We start from the raw sequence: 22,023 nt of genomic DNA, 5'->3' as shown, positions 1-22,023 counted from the left end.
CAGGAGAAACCATGGCACCCCGAACAATCACCCGGGCAGCGGTGGCCGGCCTCGCCGCCGTCGCCCTCCTCGGCTCCACCGCCTGCGGCAGCGGCTTCGACGACTCCTCCGGCGACACCGCCCAGTCCAGCGGCCCGGCCAGCCTGCAGATCCTGATCGGCTCGTCCGGCGAGGCCGAGACCAAAGCCGTCCAGGACGCCGCCGCGAAGTGGGCCAGCAGCTCCGGCAACACCGCGACGGTCACCCCGGCGCAGGACCTCACCCAGCAGCTCGGTCAGGCCCTCGCCGGCGGCACCCCGCCGGACGTCTTCTACGTGGACGCGGCCCAGTTCGCCAACTACGCCAGCGTCGGTGCCCTCGAGCCGTACGGCGACAAGATCAGCAACTCGGGCGACTTCTACGAGAGCCTGCGCAGTGCCTTCACGTACGACGGCAAGGTCTACTGCGCTCCCAAGGACTTTTCGACCCTGGCCCTGCAGATCAACACCGACCTGTGGACCAGGGCCGGGCTGACCGACGCCGACGTGCCGACGACCTGGGAGCAGCTCACCGCCGTCGCCCAGAAGATCAAGGCCAAGGGGCAGGTCCCGCTGGCCCTCGGTGACACCCGGGACCGGATCGGCGCCTTCATGGTGCAGAACGGCGGCTGGCTGGTGAGCAAGGACGGCAAGCAGCCCACCGCCGACAGCCCGGAGAACCTCGCCGCCCTCCAGTACGTCAAGACCATGCTCAGCACCGGCCTGGCCAAGTACCCGAAGCAGCTCGACGCCGGCTGGTCCGGTGAGGCGTTCGGCAAGGGCAAGGCCGTGATGACCATCGAGGGCAACTGGATCAAGGGTGCTCTGCAGAACGACTTCCCGAACGTGAAGTACAAGGTCGTGGCGCTGCCGGCCGGCCCCAAGGGGCAGGGCACCCTCTCCTTCACCCAGTGCTGGGGCATCGCCGCGAAGAGCAAGTACAAGGATCAGGCGATCAAGTTCGTCGAGGCGATGACCAGCGGCGAGCAGCAGATGACCTTCGCGAAGGCGTTCGGCGTCATGCCGTCCCGCCAGTCGGCCCGCGACCAGTACACCGCCGCCTTCCCGGCGGACAAGGTGTTCATCGACGGCGCCGCGTACGCCCAGGGCCCGGTGAACGCCCCGAAGATGGACAGCGTCCTCAAGGACCTCGACACCGGTCTACAGGGGCTGGCCAACGGCGACCCGAAGACCGTGCTGCAGAACTTCGACAAGAACGCCAAGGCGGCGCTCGGCGGCAGCTGAGGTGATGGCGGGGGCCCCGGCGAACACCGGGGCCCCCGCCGCACGTCGGCCGGAGAGAGGAAAGGAGGGAAGATGGCAACCGAGACACTGACCGCCGCGGCGACCGCGGGCGGGGCCGGCCCACGCCGACGCGGGGGCGGCATCCGGAGCAACGAGAACCTCGCCGGCTGGCTCTTCGTCGCGCCGGTGATCGTCATTCTGGGGCTGTTCCTGCTGCTGCCCATCCTGATGGCGCTCTGGGTCAGCCTGACCGACTGGAACGGCCAGGGCAGCCCGTTCACCGGCGACGTCCCGTTCGTCGGCGCGCACAACTACACCCAGTTGTTCACCGAGGACGGGCTGGCCCGTCGCGACTTCATGACCAGCCTCCGCAACAACATCTACTACGTGGCGATCGTGGTGCCGGCGCAGACCGTGCTCGCACTCGGCCTGGCGTTGGTCGTCAACAACCGGATGCTCAAGGGCAAGAGCTTCTTCCGCAGCGCCTTCTACTTCCCCTCGGTGACCAGCTCGGTCGCGATCAGCGTGGTGTTCCTGTTCCTCTTCGCCAACTCCGGCGCGGTGAACGCGCTGCTCGGTTTCCTCGGGATCGACGGCCCGGAGTGGTTCGCCGACTCCCGCGGCGTGCTGCACCTGCTGTTCGGCGCGGTCGGCGTCGACTCGCCACCGGCGGCGCTGGCCGACGGCGGCCCGTTCGGGCTGACCTGGTGGGACTGGCTGGCCGGCCCGAGTGTCGCGATGATCTCGATCATCACGCTGGTCGTCTGGACCACCTCCGGCACCTTCATGCTGATGTTCCTGGCCGGGCTGCAGAACGTGCCGGTCACGCTGGACGAGGCGAGCACCCTCGACGGCGCTTCCCGGTGGCAGCGCTTCCGGTACGTCACCCTGCCGATGATCAGGCCCACCACCTTCCTGGTGCTCACCCTCGGCATGATCGGCTCCTGGCAGGTCTTCGACCAGGTGTACGTGATGAGCCAGGGCGACCCGGCCAAGACCACACTCACCCCGGCGTACCTGTCGTACCGGACCGCCTTCCGGGACTTCGACTACGGCTCCGGCGCGGCGATCTCCTTCGTCCTGTTTCTGATCATCATCGTGCTCACACTGATCCAGCGCCGGGCGCTGGCCGAGCGGGACACCGACCGGCCGCGCAGCGGCCCGTGGCGTCGGCGCGTACCGGAAAGGTCCTGAGATGGCCGTGCTCACCGACCGCCCGGCGGCGGCGCCCGCGCGGCGTCACCAGCGCGCGGCCCGCACCCTGGCCACCCGCTTCCTGGGGTACGCCACGCTGGTCTTCTTCGGGCTGGTGTTCCTCTACCCGTTCGTCATCCAGATCGGCAACGCGCTCAAGACCGAGCCCGACGCGGCGGCCAACCCACTGTCACCGTTTCCGGACCCGCTCACGCTGGCCGGCTTCGAACGGATCTTCGCCGGCACCAACTTCCCGCTGTGGCTGGGCAACTCGCTGCTGGTGACGGTGCTGGTCACCATCGGCCGGGTCTTCTTCGACTCGCTCGCCGGGTACGCGCTGGCCCGGCTGCGGTTCCGGGGCCGCGGCGGGCTGTTCGCCGCCGTCATCGCGGTGATGGCGGTGCCCGGGGTGGTGCTGCTGATCCCGAAGTTCCTGGTGCTCAACCAGCTCGGCCTTTACAACAGCTACGCCGGGCTGGTGGTGCCGCTGCTGGCCGACGCGGCGGGCGTGTTCATCATGAAGCAGTTCTTCGAGTCGATCCCGGTGAGTGTCGAGGAGGCCGCCCGGATAGACGGGGCGAGCATCTTCCGTACCTTCTGGTCGGTGGTGCTGCCGATGGCGAAACCGGCGCTGATCACCCTCACCATCCTGTCGTTCCAGGGCTCCTGGAACGAGTTCCCGCACAGCCTGGTGTCGGTGCAGGACCCGGACCTGTTCACCCTGCCGCGCGGGTTGGCCGACCTGGTCAGCGGCTCGCTCGGCAAGGGCACCCAGTATCCGCTCAAGCTCGGCGCCGCGCTGCTGGCCACCATCCCGGTAGCGATCATCTTCGTGGTGTTCCAGCGGTACTTCGTCCGCGACGCCAACGACGGCTCGGACAAGGGCTGACCGGCCCGGTGTGGCGGCCTGCCGAGGCCGCCACACCGGTTCACTCGGCCGGTACCTTCTCGGTCGGCACGCCCACGTGCAGGCGCACCTGGGGCACCAGCATGTCGTCGACGTCCAGCGCCCGGGCCGCGCCGTCGGACTCCCACCCGGTGCTGGTCAGGAACTTGCGGGTCGCCTCGTCACCGTCGAACGCCCAGGCCACCGCCCGACTCATCCCGTCCTCGCGCCACAGGTCGACGGCGGCAGCGAGCAGCCGACTGCCGTGCCCCCGCCGGCCCCACCGCGGCTCCACCAGCAGGTCGGTCACCGCCGCCACGTCCGGGCCGAGCGCGTCGGCCGGCTCACCCGGGGCCAACGCCTCGCCGTCGGCCGGGCCGGAGGCGACGAACCCCACCAGATACGATTGCTCGGCCTGTTCGACGGCGACCAGCACCCGGTGCGCGCCCGAGGGCGGCTCCAGCACCGCGGCGCTCCACCGCCGGGCGAGGAACGCCTCGTCCAGGTTGTCGAGCACATGCCGAGGCAGGATCCGGCGGTACGCGACCCGCCAGGTCGCGAGCTGGATGCGTGCGATCTCGCCGGCGTCCTCGGGACGCGCCGGGCGGACGTACCCGAGAGCCATGGGACGGAAGCCTACGCAGGGCGAGGGAGACGACGGTGGCGCAGGGTGCCAACAGGACGACCGCGCAGGTCGTCGGGGTGGTGGTGCTCGCCGCGGCGGTCACCGGGTTCCTCGCCGTCGCCGCCGTCCGGCACGGGTTCTTCGACCTGAAGGTCTACTACGGCGCGTTGACCTGGTGGGTGCGCGACGGCGGGGAGATCTACGACTACCTCAAACCGGGCACCCAGTACGGCTTCACCTATCCGCCGTTCGCCGCGCTGGTCATGCTGCCGATGGCGTACCTGCCGTGGACGGCCGCGATCGTGGTGAGCGTGCTCGCCAGCGTGGCCACCACCACGGTGCTGATCTGGTGGCTGGTCGACCCGATCGCCCGCCGCGCCGGCTGGACCCGGTGGTTCGCCCTCGCCGTGGCGCTCTGCCTGGCCGCCGCGTTCGAACCGATGCGGGAGACCGTCAACTTCGGCCAGGTCAACACCCTGTTGCTCTTCCTGGTGGCGGTGGACCTGCTGCGGCTGCTGCCGGTCGGCAACCGGTGGGCCGGGGTGGGCATCGGCCTCGCCACCGCGATCAAGCTGACCCCTGGCGTGTTCATCGTCTACCTGCTGGTGACCGGACGGTGGCGGGCGGCGCTCACCGCCAGCGGCACGGCCGCCGGGGTTTCGCTGCTGGCCGCCGCGCTCTTCCCGGACGCGTCCCGGGAGTTCTGGACCGAGGCGCTGTGGAACACCGGGCGGGTGGGCGAGCTGGCCTTCGTCTCCAACCAGTCGCTGCGCGGGGTCGTTGCCCGGCTCGACCCGGAGCACCCGAGCACCCTGCTGTGGCTGCTGCTGGTGCTCGGCACCCTGGCGCTCTGGGCCTGGCGTTCCCGGGCCGCCGTCGCGGCCGGCGACGAGGCGACCGGCCTGGCGCTGACCGGCGCGGTGATGTGCCTGGTCAGCCCGGTCACCTGGGTGCACCACCTGGTCTGGCTGCTGCCCGCGTTGATCCTGCTGGTCGACAACGCGATGGCCGCGCCGGCCGGCCGCCGACGGCAGGTCCTGCTGGTCGCCGCGACCATCGGGTACGCGCTGCTGATCAGCCGGACCGTCTGGCTCTGGGAGAAGGACTTCACCGGCGTCGACGGCTTCCTGGGCAGCAACGCCTACGTGTGGGTGAGTCTGGCGCTGCTGGCCTTCCTGCCGATCCGCCGGTGGCTGACCCCGAACGGGTCAGCGGTCGAGGCGTCCGGCGTACCGCAGCTCGACCAGCCCGACCGGCGGGCCCCCACCGGCCAACGGCACCTGGTAGGTCGACCGCTCACCGTCCGGTGACAGGCCGGCGCGCTCGCAGAACCGCCGGGCCCGCCGGTTGTCCGCCAGCACCCACGCCCGGTACCCGGCCCAGCCCCGCTCGGTGAGCCCGCTCCGGGCGGCGTCCAGCAGCGCCGCGGCGGTCCCGTCACCCCAGTGGGCCGGCTCCACGTAGAGCGCCACCACCTCGCCGACCGTCGGGTCCAGGTCGTCCCGGTCCTGGTTGCGGCGGTACGGCCCGAAGGTGGTGAAACCCACGACCAACCCGTCCACCTCGCCGAGCAGGGTGGTGAACGGGTGTTCCGGATCGGCGGTGCCGACGTCGCGACGACGCTGCGCCCAGGCCACCACGTTGAGCCGCCCGAGCACCTCGTCCGGCATGAAGCCGGCGTAGCCCGCCTGCCAGCCGTGCACGTGTACCCGGGCGACCGCCTCAGCGTCGTCCGGTTCCTCCCGACGGATGGTCAGCATTGCACCGTTCTATGCCCCGTTGGTCGTCACGTCCAGCTTCCCGCACCGGCGTCGTACCGATGAATTAAGGTCGCCGACGATGACCGCACCGGAATCACTCTCGCTCGCCCAGGCCCGCCGCGTGGCTCTCGCCGCCCAGGGCTTCGCCGACCCGGCACCGACGGGCGTGCCCTCCCGCCGGCACCTGCGTCGCGTGCTGGGCCGGGTCGGCCTGATCCAGATGGACTCGGTCAACGTGCTGCAACGCGCGCACTACCTGCCGCTCTACAGCCGGCTCGGGCCCTACCCGACCACGTTGCTCGACCAGGCCGCCTACCGGCGCCCGCGCGACCTGTTCGAATACTGGGGCCATGAGGCGTCGCTGGTCCCGGTGGAGCTGCACCCAATGCTGCGCTGGCGGATGGCCCGGGCGCACAGCGAATCCTGGGGCGGCATGCGGCGGATCGCCCAGGAGCAGCCGGAGCTGGTCGCCTGGGTCCGGGACGAGGTGGCCGCCCGGGGGCCGCTGACCGCCGCCGAGATCGAGCACGACGCGCCCCGGGAGACCGGCAACTGGGGGTGGAACTGGTCGGCGGTCAAGCGGGCATTGGAGTTCCTGTTCTGGGCCGGGGAGGTGGCCGCCGCCGAGCGCAGCACCTCCTTCGCCCGCCGCTACGACCTGCCCGAGCGGGTGCTGCCCCCGGCGGTGCTGGCCGCGCCCACCCCGACCGACGCCGAGGCGTACCGGACGCTGGTTGCCCTCGCCGCGCGGTCCCTCGGGGTGGCCGCCGAGCCGGAGCTGCGGGACTACTTCCGGTTGCCGCTGGCCGGTGCCCGGCAGGCCGTCGCGGAGCTGGCCGAGGCCGGTGAGCTGGTGCCAGTCACCGTGGCGGGCTGGCGACAGCCGGCCTGGCTGCACACGTCCGCCCGGCTGCCCCGCTGGGTGCGGGGCAACACACTGGTCAGCCCCTTCGATCCGCTGATCTGGGAACGGGCCCGCACCGAGCGGCTGTTCGACTTCAGCTACCGGATCGAGATCTACGTTCCGGCGCCACAGCGGGTCTACGGGTACTACGTGTTGCCGTTCCTGCAGGGCGACCGGTTCACCGCCCGGGTCGATCTGAAGGCCGATCGGAAGGCCGGGGTGCTGCTGGTGCCGGCCGCCTGGCTCGAACCCGGCGCCGACCCGGGGGAGACCGCCGTCGCGCTCGCCGCCGAGCTGTACCGCCTCGCCGGCTGGCTCGGCCTGGACGCGGTGGCCCCACCGGCGGCCGGCGATCTGGCCGGTCCGCTCACCGCCGCGTTGGCCGGCGTGTCCGGTGTACCGTGAGCGCGTGACGAGCGCTCCCGGACCGGTCGACCAGCCGCAATTCGCCCTCGGCGCAGTCCACACGGCGCCGGCCGACGGTGACACGGCTCCCGGTGGCTTCAATTCCGGCGGTGCGGGTCCCGGTGGCATGGCTCCCGGAGGCGCGGATGCCGGTGGCACGGCTCCCGGCGGCGCGGATGCCGGCGGCGCGGATGCCGGCGGCGCGGGTGCCGGTGGCGTCGGCCCTGGTGGCTTCGCACCCTCGGGCTTCGGTCCCGGCGGCTCAGGTCCGGAGGGTTGGCCGACGACCCCGCCCGGCGGTTACCCGGCGCCTGAGCCGGACCGACTCACCCGGTTCGTGCTGCGCCTCTACGAACGGTCCCCGCGCTGGGCGGTGCCGCTGGCCGCGGTCGGCTGCGTCGCCGTCGGCATGAGCTACGCGCTGCTCAGCAACCCGACCTACGCCGACCCGGACGCCGCGCCCACCTGTCTGCTCAAGCTGACCACCGGGCTGGACTGCCCGGGCTGCGGTGGCACCCGCGCGCTCTGGTACGTGCTGCACGGCGACCTGCCGGCCGCCGCCCGGCACCACTTCCTGTTCGTCTTCGCGCTGCCGTTCCTCGCGTACCTCTTCGTGGCCTGGGCGGGGAACCAGGCGTTCGGTTGGCGACTGCCCGAACTGCGGATCAGCTCGAAGGTCATCGGCGGTTTCCTGGCCGCGTGGCTGGCCTTCTCGGTGCTACGCAACCTGCCCTGGGCGCCGTTCACCTCGCTCTACGTCTGACCGCGCCCCCGTCCCGCCGCGCCCCCGCGTCGCCGTCCCGCCGCGTCGCCGTCCCGCCGCGTCGCCGTCCCGCCGCGTCGCCGTCCCGCCGCGCCGCCGTCCGCCGCGCCGGCGTCTGCCGGGCTGCCGTCCCGCCGCGCCGCCGTCCGCCGCGCCGGCGTCTGCCGGGCTGCCGTCTGCCGGGCTGCCGTCCGCCGGGGTGCCGTCTGACCGTGCCGCCGCGCCGCCGTTTGACCGCGCTGCCGTCCGCCGCGCCGCTGTCTGGCGCGCGGCCGCCGCACCGGCCACGCGTCATCGCCGATGCGCGGAGGCGGGGCTCGGCCGGGGTGCGCTGTTTGGCGTCCTTTGCAGCTGACTCGTTTACGACATCAGGGCCCCTCCGGCGTCCACCACCCATGATCGACTCGGCATTCAGGAACCCGGGCCATTCACCCGGCCCGGATACCCCGACTCTCAGGAACCCGAGTCGATCATTCGGCGGGCAGTCGCAGACGCGCGGCCGCGGTTGACGGCGGACGGCGGAGACGACGCATTTCGCCCAAAGATCGCGCTCGATCCTGGATGTAGTGGGGTCCGGCGCGACGGATGCCACTACATCAATGGTATTGCGCGATCTTGCGAGCGGAAGCTGCTGCGACGCCGCTCGGGTCGCTCCGGCTCGGGCCGCTCGGCTCGTTCGGATCGCTTGGACGCCTCAGCAGCGCTCGGGCCTTGGTCGTCGGCTTGGGCGGCCCATCCGCTGGGGCTGATGTCGCCAACGATTCAGCTCCAAAGGACGCCGATGGAACTGTCTGCCCCGGGCTCGATGACGATGCCCGGACCCCGGACCCCGGACCCCGGACCCCGGACCCCGGACCCCGGACCCGGCCGACGGCCGGACCCGGACCCCGGACCCCGGCCGGACCCGGACCCCGGCCAACGGCCGGACCCGGACCCTGGTCAACGCCCTGGGGCGTCGGCGGGTCCAGAGCTCTCTGAGTGATCGACATTGCACGGGGCGCGCCTGAGTTGGGCTGGGCGGCACCCCACCACTAAAGTCCCAGGAATGCCGGACATGGTGCAGCCCCAGGTCAAGTTGATCGCGTGGACCCAATTCGCGGCCCCGGACGACGTGCCGTGGTCGACCGACGCGGAGGGCGGCCAGGCGCTCGCCGAGTTCGCCGGTCGGGCCTGCTACCAGTCGTGGAAGAAGCCGAACCCGGCGACCGCCACCAACGCCGGCTACCTGGCGCACATCCTCGAAGTGGGCCACCTGAGTGTCCTGGAGCACGGGTCGGTCACCTTCTACTTCACCGGGGTGTCCCGCTCCTTCACCCACGAGCTGATCCGGCACCGGCACTTCTCGTACTCCCAGCTGTCGCAGCGCTACGTCCCGGAGCGGGACGCGGCCATGGTCGAGCCGGCCGTCATCGCCGACGACCCGGAGCTGCACAAGAAGTTCGTGGAGGCCGCCGAGGCGAGCGTTCGGGCGTACACCGAGTTGCTGGAGGGCCTCGAGCAGCGCTTCTCCGACGAGCCCAACCCGACGCTGCGCCGCAAGCAGGCCCGGCAGGCGGCCCGCGCGGTGCTGCCCAACGCCACCGAGACCCGGATCGTGGTCTCCGGCAACTACCGGGCCTGGCGGCACTTCATCGCCATGCGGGCCACCGAGCACGCCGACGTGGAGATCCGTGAGCTGGCCGTGGAGTGCCTGCGCCAGCTCCAGGGGGTCGCCCCGAACGTGTTCGCCGACTTCGTGATCACCACGCTGCCGGACGGCACCGAAGTGGCGGCCAGCCCGCACGAGGCGTCCTGAGCCCTTCCCCGGCGGGCCTCGGCTGGTCGTCCGCTAGGTTGGAGGGTATGACGCACGACCACCTCGACGCCGCGGCCCGACCGGCGTCCCGCCCCTTCGGCCGGCTGCTCACAGCCATGGTGAGCCCGTTCACCCCCGACGGTTCCCTCGATGTCGACGGCGCCGCCCGGCTGGCGAGCCACCTGGTCGACGAGCAGGGCAACGACGGGCTGGTGGTCAACGGCACCACCGGCGAGTCGCCGACCACCACCGACGCGGAGAAGGAACACCTGATCCGGGCCGTGGTGGAGGCCGTCGGTGACCGCGCCAAGGTGGTCGCGGGCGTCGGCACCAACGACACCCGGCACACCATCGAGCTGGCCGCCGCCGCCGAGAAGGCGGGTGCGCACGGCCTGCTGGTGGTCACCCCGTACTACAACAAGCCGCCGCAGAGCGGGTTGCTGCGACACTTCACCGCGGTGGCCGACGCCACCGGGCTGCCGGTGATGCTGTACGACATTCCGCACCGCTCCGGCGTGCCGATCGACACCGAGACGTTGGTCCGGCTCGCCGAACACGGCCGGATCGTCGCGGTCAAGGACGCCAAGGGCGACCTGACCGCCACCAGCTGGGTCACCAGCCGGACCAGCCTCGCCTTCTACAGCGGCGAGGACGCCCTCACCCTGCCGGCGCTGGCCGTCGGATGCGTGGGCCTGGTCGGCACCTCGACGCACTTCACCGGGGCGCTGACCGCACAGATGATCGAGGCGTACGACGCGAGGGACATGCCGACCGCGCTGGCCCTGCACCGGCGGCTGCTGCCGCTGTTCACCGGCATCTTCCGCACCCAGGGCACCATCCTGGTGAAGGCGGGCCTGGCGTCGCTGGGCCTGCCGGCCGGCCCGGTGCGACCCCCGCTCGTGGACGCCACCGACGACGAGATCGCCCAGCTGCGCGCAGACTTCGCGGCAGCGGGCCTGGAGCTGCCCGAATGAACGAACGACACGATGGACGTCGAGTAACGGCGTCGCAGAATGAGGTGGACGCGTGACCGAGGCGCACATCGAGGCGGAGCTACCCCCGCCGCTGCCGGAGGGCGGCCTGCGGATCATCCCGCTCGGCGGGCTCGGCGCCATCGGTCGGAACATGACCGTCTTCGAGTACGACGGCAAGTTGCTGATCGTCGACTGCGGGGTGTTGTTCCCCGACGTCGAACAGCCGGGTGTGGATCTGATCCTGCCCGACTTCGGTCCGATCCTGGACCGGCTGGCCGACGTCCAGGCGATCGTGCTGACGCACGGTCACGAGGACCACATCGGCGCGGTGCCGTACCTGCTCGCCCACAAGCCCGACATCCCGCTGGTCGGCTCACAGTTCACCCTCGCCCTGGTCGAGGCTAAGTTGGCCGAGCGGCGGATCCAGCCGTACACGCTGACCGTGCGGGAGGGCGGCCGTGAGCGGCTCGGCCCGTTCGAGTGTGAGTTCTTCGCTGTCAACCACTCGATCCCGGACGCCCTCGCGGTGGCCATCCGCACCCCCGCCGGCCTGGTGCTGCACACCGGCGACTTCAAGATGGACCAGCTGCCGCTGGATGGCCGGATCACCGACCTGGCCGGTTTCGCCCGGCTCGGCGCCGAAGGCGTCGACCTGCTGCTGTCCGACTCCACCAACGCGGAGATCCCCGGTTTCGTCACCCCGGAGCGGGAGATCGGCCCGGTGCTCGACTCGATCTTCGCGAAGGCCAAGGGTCGGATCATCGTGGCCTCGTTCGCCTCGCACGTGCACCGGGTGCAGCAGGTCTTCGACTCCGCCGCCGAGCACGGCCGCAAGGTCGCGCTGATCGGCCGGTCCATGGTCCGCAACATGGGCATCGCTCGGGACCTCGGCCTGCTCAACATCCCGGCCGGTCTGGTCATCGGGATCGAGGAGGCGACCACGCTGCCGCCGGAGCAGATCGTGTTGATGTCCACCGGTTCCCAGGGTGAGCCGATGAGCGCGCTGGGCCGGATGGCCAGCGGCGACCACCGGCACATCACCATCGCCCCCGGTGACACCGTCGTGCTGGCCTCCTCACTGGTGCCGGGCAACGAGACCTCGGTCTACCGGGTGATCAACCGGCTCGCGCGGGCCGGCGCGGTGGTGGTGCACAAGGACGTGGCCAAGGTGCACGTCTCCGGGCACGCCCCCGCCGGGGAACTGCTCTACCTGCTCAACGTTGTCCGTCCCAGCAACCTGATGCCCGTGCACGGCGAGTGGCGTCACCTGCGCGCCCACGCCCGGCTCGGCATCGAATCCGGGGTCGCCGCCGACCGGGTGGTGCTCTGCGAGGACGGCGACGTGGTCGACCTGGTCGAGGGCCGCGCCAGCCTGGTCGGGCACGTGAAGAGCCGGTACGTCTACGTGGACGGCCTCGCCGTCGGTGACGTCAGCGAGTCGTTGCTCACCGAACGGCGGATCCTCGGTGACGGCGGTTTCATCGCCACCACCGTTGTCGTCGACTCGGTCACCGGCAAGGTGGTCGCCGGCCCGACGCTCTCCGCGAAGGGCTTCTCCGAGGACCCGGAGGCGTTCAACCCGGTGGTGCCGCTGGTCACCGAGGCGCTCAACCGGGCCGCGGCGGACGGCATCACCGACCCGCACCAGCTTCAGCAGATCGTCCGGCGGACCGTGGGGCGGTGGGTCAACGACAAGTACCGTCGTCGGCCGATGATCGTGCCCACCGTCGTCGAGGTCTGAGCACCTTCCACTGACGCCGGTCCACCTGAACGGGGTGGGCCGGCGTCCGCCGTACCCGGGAGGTCAGGGCAGCGCGGCGACGGCCTCGGCGTACGCGATGCCGGTGGCGATGGCGGCGTCCATGAGGACCCGCAGCTGCGCCGGGGCGACCCCGTGCGCCAGGTCGGTGGCCACGTCGCCGGCCAGCACCAACTCGTCGCCGAGGTCGTGCGCGTACGCCTTGGGCAGCAGCCGGTCGTGGTTCCACGCGTTGCAGAAGGCGTACGCCTCGGCGCGACGGGTCGCCGGCAGCCGCCGGTTGGCCATGGCGCGGGCGTGCAGCACCTCGCCGCGCTCACCGGCCCGCCGGAACTGGATCACCGTCCCTTCCCAGTGGCCGACCACGGTCTCGCCCTCGTCCACCAGGTACCGGTCGCCGCGCCCGTCCAGGACCCCGGTGATCATGCCGAGGGAGAGCGCCGACAACTCGCGGTCGCCCAGCTCGGGATCGGGCTCGGCCCGGGCGTCGGCCCGGTCGGCGTCGGGCTCGTCGGGCTCGTCAGGTTCGTCGTCGGTGGGCAGCGGAACCGGCGCCGCGAGCGGGCGCTCAGACAGCCAGGCGGCCATCCGCCCGGAGTGGTGCCCCGTGCCGTTGCGCGCGTCGAAGCTGCCGGCCAACTCGTTGGCGACCCCGAGCAGCAGTGCCCCGAGCGTGGCGACGTCCAACTCGGTGGCCGTCCGTTCGCCGTACGCCGGCCGGGGCATCGTCCGCCCGCCCAGCCCGGCGTCGGTGGCCAGCCCGCAGACCAGTGCCCCGGCGGCGGCGAACTCCATGGCGGCGAGATCGTCGGTCGGCCGGTCCAATCGGGGCAGCTGCTCGGCCAGGATGGCCAGCCCGCGCTCCAGGTGCCCGCCCAGTGCGCAGAACCGCAGGTGCGCGGCGAGGTGCGGGAACGCCGCGCGCTCCCGCCGGTGCCGGCGGTACGCCCGCACGTGCGCCGTCGCCGCCCGCGCCGGCTCGCCGGTGCGCAGTGCCGGCAGTAGTCCGGCCACCAGGTCCCGCTCGGGCTGGTCGGTGCAGGACTGCGGGTCGCCGTCGGTCTCCCCGAGCTCGCTGACCGCGGCATGCCACTCGCCCCAGCCGTCCAGCAGTTCGGCACGCCGGGCCGAGGCGCAGCCCGGGCAGCCGCCGGCCGGGCCCGGCCGTTTTCCGGACCATCGCTCGTACCAGTGCCGGGCGGTGGGCTCGTCGCCCAGATGATCGGCGATCCGGCAGTGCAGCTCCGCGACGGTCGGTGTGTCCGGACCATCCGCGCCGACGCGGTGAGCCAGGTCGTGCAGCAGGGACCGGGTCTGGTCCAGCCCGACCCGGGGGGTGCCGAGCAACGCCTCCACCGCGTACCGCTGGTAGCGCAGCAGCAGCCCGCTCTCCGTGTCGGTGAGCAGGTCGGGCCGGTGGTCGGCGGCGGCCCGGCAGCGCCGGACCGGCTCGACCAGACGCCACCGCTCCCCGTGCAGCAGATACGCCTCGATCAACGCGAACCGGGCGTCCATCCCGGACCGGACGTCGCCGGCCGCGTCGGCGCGCTCGGCGAGCCGCTCCAGGGCCACCTGCCGGGCCGGGCCGTCGGGGAGGTCCCGGGCCTCGGCGAGCGCGGCCTCCAGCGCCGGTACGCGGGCCCGCGCGAGGCGGTCACCGGAGCCGGTGGGTGGCGTGCCGGTGCGGCTGGCGGTGAACTCGTCCCGGCCGGTCACGACGGGACCGCGCCGGGTAGTCGGCGGACCGCCACGGCCAGCTGGCAGCCGGTGGAGATGCCACAGTCGAGCAGTTGGTCGAGCTGGTGTGGGGTCACGCCGCGTTCCAGGTCGGTGATCACCTCGCCGTACACCCGGGCCCGACCGTCGTCGGCGACGTGGACGAACGCCTTCGGCCAGAGCCGGTCGTGGTTCCAGGAGTTGCAGAACGCGTACAGGTCGGGCACCCGCTCGATGCCGAAGGTCGGATCGACCATGGTGCGGATCTGGAGCAGCTCCCCGTCCCCGCCGACGCGGAGGAACCAGATCAGGTTGTCGTCGAAGTGGCCCACCAGTTCGCCGTCCGGGGTCGGGTCGACGGACCGGCCACGGGCAGCCAGCACCGCGGCGACCAGTTCGCCGGTCAGCGGACGCAGTGCGCCAGGGTGCCCGGCCAGCGGATCGTCCGGATCGCCTTCGATTTCCGGCGACGCCATGGGGCATCCCTTCTGAGGCGGATATCACGACCGGCGGCGGGGTTCGTGTTACGACGCGCGGACACGACCCGGAAAAGCGGGGATCTGCCCGGCCCCACCGTTACCGTGACTCTATGGCGGGCCGTACCTCTCAGGCGAGCCGGCGGCGCGGCGCGTCGCCGCGCGGTGGCACCAACAGTCGTGCCCGTCAACCGGCGAAGAAGACCACCCGGGCACCGGTCCGACGTCGCACCACGCCGGCCCGGCCCGGCCCGGCGGTCTACGTCGGCCGTGCGGTCGGTGCACTGTGGATGGGGCTGGCGCACGGGATGGGCTGGGCGGTGCGCGCCGCCGGCCGGCAGGCCGCCTCGGCCCGCGACCTCGACCCGGAGCACCGCCGAGACGGTGCCGGTCTGTTCATGTTCGGGCTCGCCCTGCTCAGCGCCGTGGCGCTCTGGTTGTCCGGAGCGGGGCCGGTGGGCGCGCGACTGGCCGACACGATCCGGCTGTTCCTGGGCGCGATCTCGGTGGTCGTACCGGTGCTGCTGATGATCGGGGCGTGGCGGCTGATGCGTCAGCCGGCCGATCCGGAGCACCGGGGCCGTGGGTTGATCGGCTGGGGTTCGCTGCTGGTGTCGACCGCCGCGCTGCTCCAGATCGGTCAGGACCCGACCGACCCGCTGGAGCGTGACTTCGCCGGCGGTCTGGTCGGCGCGGGCGTCGGTGGGCTGCTGGAGCGGGCGGTCACCGCCTGGGTGGCGGTGCCGCTGCTCATCCTGCTGCTGCTCTTCGGCCTGCTCGTGGTGACCGCGACGCCGATCAACAAGATCCCGGAGCGGCTCGGCCTGCTCGCCGGTGGGCTGGTCGGCGCACCGGAGACGGATGAGGAGGCGGACGAGGTGGCCGCCAAGCCGGCGCGCAAGCGACCGGCGAAGCGGATGCCCGCACCACTGGACCCGGACGACTTCGAGGACCTGGACGGCGTGGACCTCCAGGAAACCATGGTGCTGCCGCGCAAGTCTCCGGCGAAGGTGCCGGCGAGCCGCAAACCGCCGGTCGAGCCGCCGGAGCACTCGCCCGCCCCGACCCGGGCCGAGCAGCTCGCGTTGACCGGGCTGTCCGGGGACTACACCCTGCCGCCGGCCAACATGCTCAGCGCCGGGGCCGCCGCGAAGACCCGCAGCAAGGCCAACGACGAGGTGATCGCCGCGCTGACCGGCGTGTTCGACCAGTTCGATGTGGACGCCGCCGTCACCGGCTTCACCCGTGGCCCAACTGTCACCCGCTACGAGGTGGAGCTCGGGCACGGCGTCAAGGTCGAGCGGATCACCCAGCTGTCCCGCAACATCGCGTACGCGGTGAAGTCACCGGACGTACGGATCCTCAGTCCGATCCCGGGCAAGAGCGCCGTCGGCGTGGAGATCCCGAACACCGACCCGGAGAACGTCGCCCTCGGCGACGTGCTGCGCTCGCGCGCGGCGACCAGCGATCACCACCCGATGGTGGTGGCGCTCGGCAAGGACATCGAGGGCGGCTACGTGGTGGCCAACCTCGCCAAGATGCCGCACATCCTGATCGCCGGCGCCACCGGCGCGGGCAAGTCGAGCTGTCTCAACACCCTGCTGGTGTCCATCCTCACCCGGGCCACCCCGGACGAGGTGCGGCTGCTGCTGATCGACCCGAAGCGGGTCGAGATGACCGGCTACGAGGGCATTCCCCACCTGGTCACCCCGATCGTGACCAACGCGAAGAAGGCGGCCGACTCGCTGGACTGGGTGGTCCGCGAGATGGACATGCGCTACGACGACCTCGCCGCCAACGGGGTCCGGCACATCGACGACTTCAACCGCAAGGTCCGCAACGGCGAGATCACGGCTCCGCCGGGCAGCGAACGCGAGATGCGTCCGTACCCGTACCTGTTGGTGATCGTGGACGAGCTTGCCGACCTGATGATGGTCGCGCCGCGCGACGTGGAGGACTCGGTCGTCCGGATCACCCAGTTGGCCCGGGCCGCCGGCATCCACCTGGTGCTGGCCACCCAGCGTCCGTCTGTCGACGTGGTGACCGGTCTGATCAAGGCGAACGTGCCGTCCCGGCTGGCGTTCGCCACCTCCTCCCTCGCGGACTCCCGGGTCATCCTCGACCAACCGGGCGCGGAGAAGCTGCTCGGCCGCGGTGACGGGCTCTTCCTGCCGATGGGCGCCTCCAAGCCGGTCCGGATCCAGGGCGCCTGGGTCACCGAGCGCGAGATCGCCGACGTGGTGAAGTTCTGCAAGGACCAGCGTGAGCCGGAGTTCCGCAAGGACGTGCTGGCTCCGGCGCAGGAGAACAAGAAGAAGATCGACGAGGACATCGGCGACGACCTGGACCTGCTGGTGCAGGCGGTGGAGCTGGTGGTCACCTCGCAGTTCGGCTCGACCTCGATGCTGCAACGCAAGCTGCGGGTCGGCTTCGCCAAGGCTGGCCGCCTGATGGACCTGATGGAGACCCGGGGGGTGGTCGGGCCGTCCGAGGGGTCGAAGGCGCGCGACGTGCTGGTCAAGCCGGACGAGCTGGACGAGGTTCTGGTCGGCCTGCGCGGCGACGGGGACTGACCCGCCGCCCCCGGACGCACGACGGGCCCGCCGAAATCCGGCGGGCCCGTGACGTGGGGGAGCGGTCAGTTGTTCATCAGCGCGGCGAAGACCACCAGACCGAGGATCGCGGCGACGACACTGGCCGCGGCGGCGTACCAACCCAGCGGCTTGTCACCGAGCACCGCGCCGACGACGCCCGCGATGACGCCGAGCACGCCGAAGATGATCGGGTTGAGCAGCAGGGCCAGGACCGCGAAGACGAAACCCACGATGGTGATGATGCGGGCGGCGTTGCTGCGGGGACGAACGGTGCTCGGCATGTCGGCCATGTCTTCCTCCTGTTGAGAGCCTGTCGTGACGGATCGATCACTACCCACTGTGGGCGCTGGCCACGCCTGCCGATTGGGGCCCTCAGTGGAAGATCTTGAGACCGATCACGCCGGCGACCACCAGCAGGAGGCAGAGGATCCGGGGCAGGCTCGCCGACTCGCCGAGCGCCAGCATCCCGACCAGCGCGGTGCCGACCGCGCCGATGCCGACCCAGACCGCGTAGCCGGTGCCGACGGGGATGTCCCGGAGCGCGTACGACAGCCCGGCCATGCTCAGCAGCAGGGTCACCACGAACACCACGGACGGGACCAGCCGGCTGAAACCGGCGCTGCGGTCCAGGGCGATCGCCCAGGCCGTCTCCAAGAGTCCCGAGATCACCAGTACGAGCCAGGCCATCGTTCACCTCACCGGAAGCGCCCGGGCTGCCGCGCCGGGACGAGTCGAGTCTGCACGTCACGCGGGGCGTCTTGGCCTGACCGGGTACGCCCACCACTCGTCCGGAGCGGCCACGAGCATCCGGCCGCCGGTGCCGACGCTAGCACCGCCCCCGGTGGCGGGGCGGTGACAACCACCACGGTCCGTTGACCTCCACCTGACTTCAACTTGCAGTATCGCCACCATGACCATGCTCTACGCGGACCCCGAGGTCGCCGCCGCGCTGGACGCCGCCACCACTGTCGACGCCATGCGCGCCGCCCTCCTGGCCGCGTACGAGGGACGCCTGATCGCGCCGCCCCGGGCCGCCGCACCGCTGAGCGGCGGGCGGATGGTGCTCACCGCCGGGCACCTGGTCGACGAGTGGTACGGCTTCCGCTCGTACGACACCTTCGGTCACCCCCAGGGCGAGCAGTTGGTGGTGCTGCACGACGCCCGGACCGGGGCGATCCGGGCGGTCGCGGTCGGCGAGGAGTTGGGCTCCCGTCGTACCGGAGGGTTGGGGGGCCTCGCGGTCGACGCGCTGGCCCGTCCGGACGCCGCCACCCTCGGGGTGATCGGCTCCGGCCGGCAGGCGTGGACCCAGGTCTGGGCCGCCGCCGCGGTCCGTCCGTTGCGGGAGGTGGTGGTGCACAGCCGCTCCTCCGCTCGCCGGGAGGCCTTCGCCGCCCGGGTCCATGCCGAACTGGGCGTGCCGGCCCGTGCCGTGGCCGACCCGGGCTCCGCCGTCGCCGGGCGGGACGTGGTGGTGCTGGCGACCACCAGCCCGACCCCGGTGCTCTGCGCCGCCGACCTCAGCCCCGGCACGCACGTCAACGCGGTCGGCTTCAAGCAGCGCGACCGCAGCGAGTTCGGCACCGACCTGCTGGACACCGCCGACCTGCTGGTCACCGATTCACCGGCCCAGGCGGCCGACTACCAGCCGCCGATGCTCGCGGCCACACCCCCGTACGCCGGGCGGTTGCGCGACCTGGGCGGCATCCTGGCCGGCGCGGTCCCCGGCCGGAGCACCGCGCACCAGATCTCCGTCTTCTGCTCCACCGGCCTGGCCGGCACCGAGGTGTTCCTGCTCGACGCGCTGACCCGGGTGGCCGCCGCAGCGCGCTGACCGGCTGACAGGACGGGGCTGACCGCATGGTGTCCACCGTCTCCGCAGCCCGCGTGCGTGGGCTTACCCGGCCGGCCCGGTACCCTCGGATGGTGTCTGCCACCTCTCCTTCTCCCGCTGACCACGCCGAGGGCCGTCGCGTCGCCCTGCTGACCCTGGGCTGTGCCCGCAACGAGGTCGACTCGGAGGAGCTGGCCGCCCGCCTGCACGCCGACGGCTGGCAGGTGACCACCGACGGCGAGGGCGCCGACGTGGTGGTCGTCAACACCTGCGGTTTCGTGGAGAAGGCCAAGCAGGACTCGATCCAGACCCTGCTCGCCGCCGCCGGAACGGGCGCCAAGGTGGTCGCCGCTGGCTGCATGGCCGAGCGGTACGGCCGGGAGTTGGCCGACAGCCTGCCCGAGGCGCAGGCGGTGCTGAGCTTCGACGACTACCCCGACATCGCCGCCCGGCTGAACGCCGTCGTCGCCGGTGAGCAGATCACCGCGCACACCCCACGGGACCGGCGCGAGCTGCTGCCGCTGACCCCGGTGCAGCGCCGCGACAGCGGGGTGTCGCTGCCCGGCCACGGCACGGTGACCCGCACCGTCGTCGACACCGACGAGCACACCCCGGCACACCTGCGCCAGGTGCTGCGCCGACGGCTCGACACCGGGCCGGTGGCCTCGCTGAAGCTGGCCAGCGGCTGCGACCGCCGTTGCGCGTTCTGTGCCATCCCGGCCTTCCGGGGGGCCTTCGTCTCGCGTACCCCGGACGAGCTGCTCGCCGAGGCGGAGTGGCTGGCCAAGTCCGGCGTACGGGAGCTGGTGCTGGTCAGCGAGAACTCCACCTCGTACGGCAAGGACCTGGGTGACCCGCGCGCCCTGGAGAAGCTGCTGCCGCAGCTCGCCGCCGTGACCGGCATCGTCCGGGTGCGGGCCAGCTACCTCCAGCCGGCCGAGACCCGGCCTGGGCTGGTCGAGGCGATCGCCACCACCCCGGGCGTGGCACCGTACTTCGACCTGTCGTTCCAGCACTCCAGCGAGCCGGTGCTGCGCCGGATGCGCCGTTTCGGCTCCACCGACCGGTTCCTGGAGCTGCTGGCGGGTGCCCGCGCCCTGGCCCCGGACGCGGGCGCCCGGAGCAACTTCATCGTCGGTTTCCCCGGCGAGACCCGCGCCGACGTCGACGAGCTGGTCCGGTTCCTGACCGAGGCCCGGCTCGACGCGATCGGCATGTTCGACTACAGCGACGAGGACGGCACCGAGGCGGCCGGCCTGCCCGGCAAGGTCTCCGCCGCGACGATCAAGCGGCGCTACGACCGGCTCAGCGCCCTCGCCGACGAGCTCTGCTCGCAGCGGGCCGAGGACCGGCTCGGCTCGACCGTCGAGGTGCTTGTCGACTCGATCGAGGACGGCGTTGTGGAGGGCCGGGCGGCTCACCAGGCGCCGGAGGTGGACGGTTCCACCACCCTGGTCGCCCCGGCCGAGGGCGGGGTCGACCTGGCCGCGCTGCGCCCGGGCGATCTGGTGCGCGCAACGGTGACCGGCACCGAAGGGGTGGACCTGCTCGCTGTGCCGGATGAGATGATCTCGGCGGCGCCCGGCGCGGCACGGTGACGGCGGGCCCGAGCGGAGCGGGGGACCCAGGTGGTGCGGTGCCGGGAACGCCACGGCGGCCCGAGCGGAGTGCGCCGGTGACCGGGGCGACGGAGTCGACGCCGGCCCGGGTGGTGGCCGTGGTGCCCGTGGTCAACGCGGCCAACGCGTTGACCGCCCTACGGCTGGTGCTGGTGCCGGTCTTCGCCGCCTCGGTGATCATGTCCGGGATGGCCCACTCCGGCTGGCGGATGGCGGCCTGCCTGATCTTCGCGGTGGCCTCGGCGACCGACCTGGTGGACGGCTGGATCGCCCGCCGTTTCGGGCTGGTCACCTCGGTGGGCAAGGTGGCCGACCCGATCGCCGACAAGGCGCTCACCGGGGCGGCGCTGGTGCTGCTCTCCTGGTACGACCAGCTGCCCTGGTGGGTGACTGCGCTGATCCTCGTCCGCGAGCTGGGCATCACCGGGTTGCGGTTCTGGGTGATCCGGCACGGCGTCATCGCCGCCAGCCGAGGTGGCAAGGTCAAGACCGCGCTCCAGATCCTCGCGATCGCCTGGTACCTCTGGCCGATGCCGGCCGCGCTCGCCGCCGTCGGCCCCTGGATCATGGCCGCCGCCGTCCTGGTCACGGTCGCCACCGGCTTCGACTACATAGCCCAGGCCCTCCGCCTCCGCCGCCCCCGCTGACCCCACCCCACCGCCCCACCGGCCCCGCCCCTGTTGATCATGGAGTTGGCGCCAGTTGGGACGGCGTGTTGGAACGCCAACTCCATGATCGTCGCGACTGGGTCGGACGCGATCGGGTCGGAGTTGGGGGTATCTGGGTTGGGGATTGGTAGGTGGGGGATTGGTGGGTGGGGATGGACTGGTTTGTGCGACGGAGGTCGGGGTGTCGGTGAACGGTGGCGGGGCGAGTGGTGCCGGGGGGAATGGCGCTGAGGTGGACGGTGCCGAGGTGGGCAGTGCGGCGGCGGGGGTCGTGCACCGGCTGGCCGAGCGACACGAGACCCTGGCCACCGTCGAATCACTCACCGGTGGGTCGCTCGCCGCTTCGATCGTGAACATCGCCGGGGTCAGCGGGGTCTACCGGGGTGGTCTCGTGGTCTACGCCACCGAGTTGAAGGCGACCCTGGCTGGCGTACCGGATGACCTGCTGTCCGAGCGAGGGCCGGTGGACCCGGAGGTGGCGGCGGCACTGGCCGAGGGTGGCCGGCAGCGGTGCGGCGCGGACTGGGGGCTGGCCACCACGGGGGTCGCCGGCCCGGAGCCGCAGGACGGAAAACCCGTGGGCCTGGTCTACGTCGCGGTCGCCGGCCCGAACGGTGGTGAGGTCCGCCAGCTCGACCTGGGCAGCGGGCGCGACCATGTCCGAGCGGGGGCGGTGGTCGAGGCGCTGCGGTTGCTCTCCGAGCGGCTCGCCGCCGCAACCTCGTGAAGCCAGGGACGAAGCGGTCGGAGCCACCCGAGCCGCCGCCATACGGGCGGCGGCGCGCCCCG

At 72.1% G+C, this 22,023-nt stretch carries 20 protein-coding genes and 1 riboswitch; of the genes, 14 read left to right on the top strand and 6 right to left on the bottom strand.

From position 1 onward, the window contains the following. The first annotated feature begins 11 nt into the window (after positions 1–11). From ABTW72_RS17035 to ABTW72_RS17025, 3 genes are all read left to right on the top strand, one after another. On the top strand, positions 12–1,262 hold the full coding sequence (locus tag ABTW72_RS17035) for a sugar ABC transporter substrate-binding protein (protein ID WP_350859772.1): 1,251 nt from the start codon (positions 12–14) through the stop codon (positions 1,260–1,262). A gap of 72 nt (positions 1,263–1,334) precedes the next feature. Next, positions 1,335–2,456: a carbohydrate ABC transporter permease gene (locus ABTW72_RS17030; RefSeq protein WP_350859769.1), complete on the top strand. Its 1,122-nt coding sequence runs from the start codon at positions 1,335–1,337 to the stop codon at positions 2,454–2,456. 1 nt (position 2,457) lies between these two features. Then, complete coding sequence (locus ABTW72_RS17025; RefSeq protein WP_350859766.1) at positions 2,458–3,345, top strand: carbohydrate ABC transporter permease; 888 nt, start codon at positions 2,458–2,460, stop codon at positions 3,343–3,345. Between the two features lie 40 nt (positions 3,346–3,385). Here the strand turns inward: ABTW72_RS17025 and ABTW72_RS17020 are convergent, their stop codons facing one another. After that, positions 3,386–3,967, bottom strand: coding sequence for a GNAT family N-acetyltransferase (locus ABTW72_RS17020; RefSeq protein ID WP_350859763.1), 582 nt, complete (start codon positions 3,965–3,967; stop codon positions 3,386–3,388). A gap of 35 nt (positions 3,968–4,002) precedes the next feature. On the opposite strand from ABTW72_RS17020, the gene ABTW72_RS17015 reads away from it, so the two are divergent. Continuing rightward, positions 4,003–5,277 carry a glycosyltransferase family 87 protein gene (locus tag ABTW72_RS17015; protein ID WP_350859760.1) on the top strand — a complete coding sequence of 425 codons (1,275 nt, stop codon included), beginning with the start codon at positions 4,003–4,005 and terminating at the stop codon, positions 5,275–5,277. On the opposite strand, the gene ABTW72_RS17010 is transcribed toward ABTW72_RS17015, so the two are convergent. Beyond that, on the bottom strand, positions 5,176–5,727 hold the full coding sequence (locus tag ABTW72_RS17010; protein WP_350859757.1) for a GNAT family N-acetyltransferase: 552 nt from the start codon (positions 5,725–5,727) through the stop codon (positions 5,176–5,178). The genes ABTW72_RS17015 and ABTW72_RS17010 overlap by 102 nt on opposite strands. Positions 5,728–5,806: 79 nt before the next feature. Between ABTW72_RS17010 and ABTW72_RS17005 the strand changes: the two genes are divergently transcribed. The 5 genes from ABTW72_RS17005 (at position 5,807) to ABTW72_RS16985 (ending at position 12,309) form a co-directional block, all read left to right on the top strand. Beyond that, positions 5,807–7,036 carry a winged helix-turn-helix domain-containing protein gene (locus ABTW72_RS17005; protein ID WP_350859755.1) on the top strand — a complete coding sequence of 410 codons (1,230 nt, stop codon included), beginning with the start codon at positions 5,807–5,809 and terminating at the stop codon, positions 7,034–7,036. A 127-nt stretch (positions 7,037–7,163) separates the two neighbouring features. After that, complete coding sequence (locus ABTW72_RS17000; protein WP_502892217.1) at positions 7,164–7,799, top strand: DUF2752 domain-containing protein; 636 nt, start codon at positions 7,164–7,166, stop codon at positions 7,797–7,799. 1,054 nt (positions 7,800–8,853) lie between these two features. Then, positions 8,854–9,594, top strand: a complete 741-nt coding sequence (gene thyX / locus ABTW72_RS16995; RefSeq protein ID WP_091400425.1) for an FAD-dependent thymidylate synthase — start codon at positions 8,854–8,856, stop codon at positions 9,592–9,594. A 47-nt stretch (positions 9,595–9,641) separates the two neighbouring features. Then, the gene (gene dapA, locus ABTW72_RS16990) at positions 9,642–10,568 is read left to right on the top strand and encodes a 4-hydroxy-tetrahydrodipicolinate synthase (protein WP_350859750.1); all 927 of its coding nucleotides are present in this window, start codon (positions 9,642–9,644) and stop codon (positions 10,566–10,568) included. Between the two features lie 52 nt (positions 10,569–10,620). Next, positions 10,621–12,309 (top strand): ribonuclease J, encoded by a 1,689-nt coding sequence (locus ABTW72_RS16985; RefSeq protein WP_112586590.1) that lies wholly within the window; start codon positions 10,621–10,623, stop codon positions 12,307–12,309. A gap of 63 nt (positions 12,310–12,372) precedes the next feature. Here the strand turns inward: ABTW72_RS16985 and ABTW72_RS16980 are convergent, their stop codons facing one another. Beyond that, the gene (locus ABTW72_RS16980) at positions 12,373–13,953 is read right to left on the bottom strand and encodes a type III secretion system chaperone family protein (protein ID WP_350859974.1); all 1,581 of its coding nucleotides are present in this window, start codon (positions 13,951–13,953) and stop codon (positions 12,373–12,375) included. 86 nt (positions 13,954–14,039) lie between these two features. Then, entirely contained in the window at positions 14,040–14,519 is a 480-nt protein-coding gene (locus ABTW72_RS16975) for a YbjN domain-containing protein (RefSeq protein WP_350859747.1), read from the bottom strand. A 113-nt stretch (positions 14,520–14,632) separates the two neighbouring features. Between ABTW72_RS16975 and ABTW72_RS16970 the strand changes: the two genes are divergently transcribed. Beyond that, positions 14,633–17,092, top strand: coding sequence for an FtsK/SpoIIIE family DNA translocase (locus ABTW72_RS16970; protein ID WP_350859745.1), 2,460 nt, complete (start codon positions 14,633–14,635; stop codon positions 17,090–17,092). Between the two features lie 65 nt (positions 17,093–17,157). Here ABTW72_RS16970 and ABTW72_RS16965 read toward each other — a convergent pair whose 3' ends face one another. Together ABTW72_RS16965 and sugE are read right to left on the bottom strand one after the other, a co-directional pair. Continuing rightward, positions 17,158–17,403 carry a hypothetical protein gene (locus ABTW72_RS16965; protein ID WP_124854123.1) on the bottom strand — a complete coding sequence of 82 codons (246 nt, stop codon included), beginning with the start codon at positions 17,401–17,403 and terminating at the stop codon, positions 17,158–17,160. A gap of 82 nt (positions 17,404–17,485) precedes the next feature. Beyond that, positions 17,486–17,800 (bottom strand): quaternary ammonium compound efflux SMR transporter SugE, encoded by a 315-nt coding sequence (sugE, locus tag ABTW72_RS16960; RefSeq protein WP_112586602.1) that lies wholly within the window; start codon positions 17,798–17,800, stop codon positions 17,486–17,488. 60 nt (positions 17,801–17,860) lie between these two features. After that, a riboswitch (guanidine-III (ykkC-III) riboswitch) is annotated at positions 17,861–17,931 on the bottom strand. A 92-nt stretch (positions 17,932–18,023) separates the two neighbouring features. Here sugE and ABTW72_RS16955 point away from each other — a divergent pair. The 4 genes from ABTW72_RS16955 (at position 18,024) to ABTW72_RS16940 (ending at position 21,961) form a co-directional block, all read left to right on the top strand. Next, positions 18,024–18,947, top strand: coding sequence for an ornithine cyclodeaminase family protein (locus tag ABTW72_RS16955; protein WP_350859740.1), 924 nt, complete (start codon positions 18,024–18,026; stop codon positions 18,945–18,947). A gap of 89 nt (positions 18,948–19,036) precedes the next feature. Then, positions 19,037–20,545, top strand: a complete 1,509-nt coding sequence (gene rimO / locus ABTW72_RS16950; protein WP_124854125.1) for a 30S ribosomal protein S12 methylthiotransferase RimO — start codon at positions 19,037–19,039, stop codon at positions 20,543–20,545. Between the two features lie 77 nt (positions 20,546–20,622). Beyond that, positions 20,623–21,213 carry a CDP-diacylglycerol--glycerol-3-phosphate 3-phosphatidyltransferase gene (pgsA, locus tag ABTW72_RS16945; protein ID WP_350859737.1) on the top strand — a complete coding sequence of 197 codons (591 nt, stop codon included), beginning with the start codon at positions 20,623–20,625 and terminating at the stop codon, positions 21,211–21,213. Positions 21,214–21,466: 253 nt separating this feature from the next. After that, positions 21,467–21,961, top strand: coding sequence for a CinA family protein (locus ABTW72_RS16940; protein WP_350859734.1), 495 nt, complete (start codon positions 21,467–21,469; stop codon positions 21,959–21,961). Positions 21,962–22,023: the final 62 nt, after the last annotated feature.

This window comes from Micromonospora sp. NPDC127501, assembly GCF_040302185.1.
Classification (GTDB): domain Bacteria; phylum Actinomycetota; class Actinomycetes; order Mycobacteriales; family Micromonosporaceae; genus Micromonospora.
This window is presented reverse-complemented; position numbering and strand designations above follow the sequence as displayed.

Coding starts and splice junctions, on each gene's coding strand:
- ABTW72_RS16955 (WP_350859740.1), top strand. CDS start 18,024: ATGACCATGCTCTACGCGGACCCCGAGGTCGCCGCCGCGCTGGACGCC.
- ABTW72_RS17010 (WP_350859757.1), bottom strand. CDS start 5,727: ATGCTGACCATCCGTCGGGAGGAACCGGACGACGCTGAGGCGGTCGCC.
- rimO (WP_124854125.1), top strand. CDS start 19,037: ATGGTGTCTGCCACCTCTCCTTCTCCCGCTGACCACGCCGAGGGCCGT.
- ABTW72_RS17000 (WP_502892217.1), top strand. CDS start 7,164: ATGGCTCCCGGAGGCGCGGATGCCGGTGGCACGGCTCCCGGCGGCGCG.
- sugE (WP_112586602.1), bottom strand. CDS start 17,800: ATGGCCTGGCTCGTACTGGTGATCTCGGGACTCTTGGAGACGGCCTGG.
- ABTW72_RS17025 (WP_350859766.1), top strand. CDS start 2,458: ATGGCCGTGCTCACCGACCGCCCGGCGGCGGCGCCCGCGCGGCGTCAC.
- ABTW72_RS17005 (WP_350859755.1), top strand. CDS start 5,807: ATGACCGCACCGGAATCACTCTCGCTCGCCCAGGCCCGCCGCGTGGCT.
- ABTW72_RS16975 (WP_350859747.1), bottom strand. CDS start 14,519: ATGGCGTCGCCGGAAATCGAAGGCGATCCGGACGATCCGCTGGCCGGG.
- ABTW72_RS16965 (WP_124854123.1), bottom strand. CDS start 17,403: ATGGCCGACATGCCGAGCACCGTTCGTCCCCGCAGCAACGCCGCCCGC.
- dapA (WP_350859750.1), top strand. CDS start 9,642: ATGACGCACGACCACCTCGACGCCGCGGCCCGACCGGCGTCCCGCCCC.
- ABTW72_RS17030 (WP_350859769.1), top strand. CDS start 1,335: ATGGCAACCGAGACACTGACCGCCGCGGCGACCGCGGGCGGGGCCGGC.
- thyX (WP_091400425.1), top strand. CDS start 8,854: ATGGTGCAGCCCCAGGTCAAGTTGATCGCGTGGACCCAATTCGCGGCC.
- ABTW72_RS17035 (WP_350859772.1), top strand. CDS start 12: ATGGCACCCCGAACAATCACCCGGGCAGCGGTGGCCGGCCTCGCCGCC.
- ABTW72_RS17020 (WP_350859763.1), bottom strand. CDS start 3,967: ATGGCTCTCGGGTACGTCCGCCCGGCGCGTCCCGAGGACGCCGGCGAG.
- ABTW72_RS16970 (WP_350859745.1), top strand. CDS start 14,633: ATGGCGGGCCGTACCTCTCAGGCGAGCCGGCGGCGCGGCGCGTCGCCG.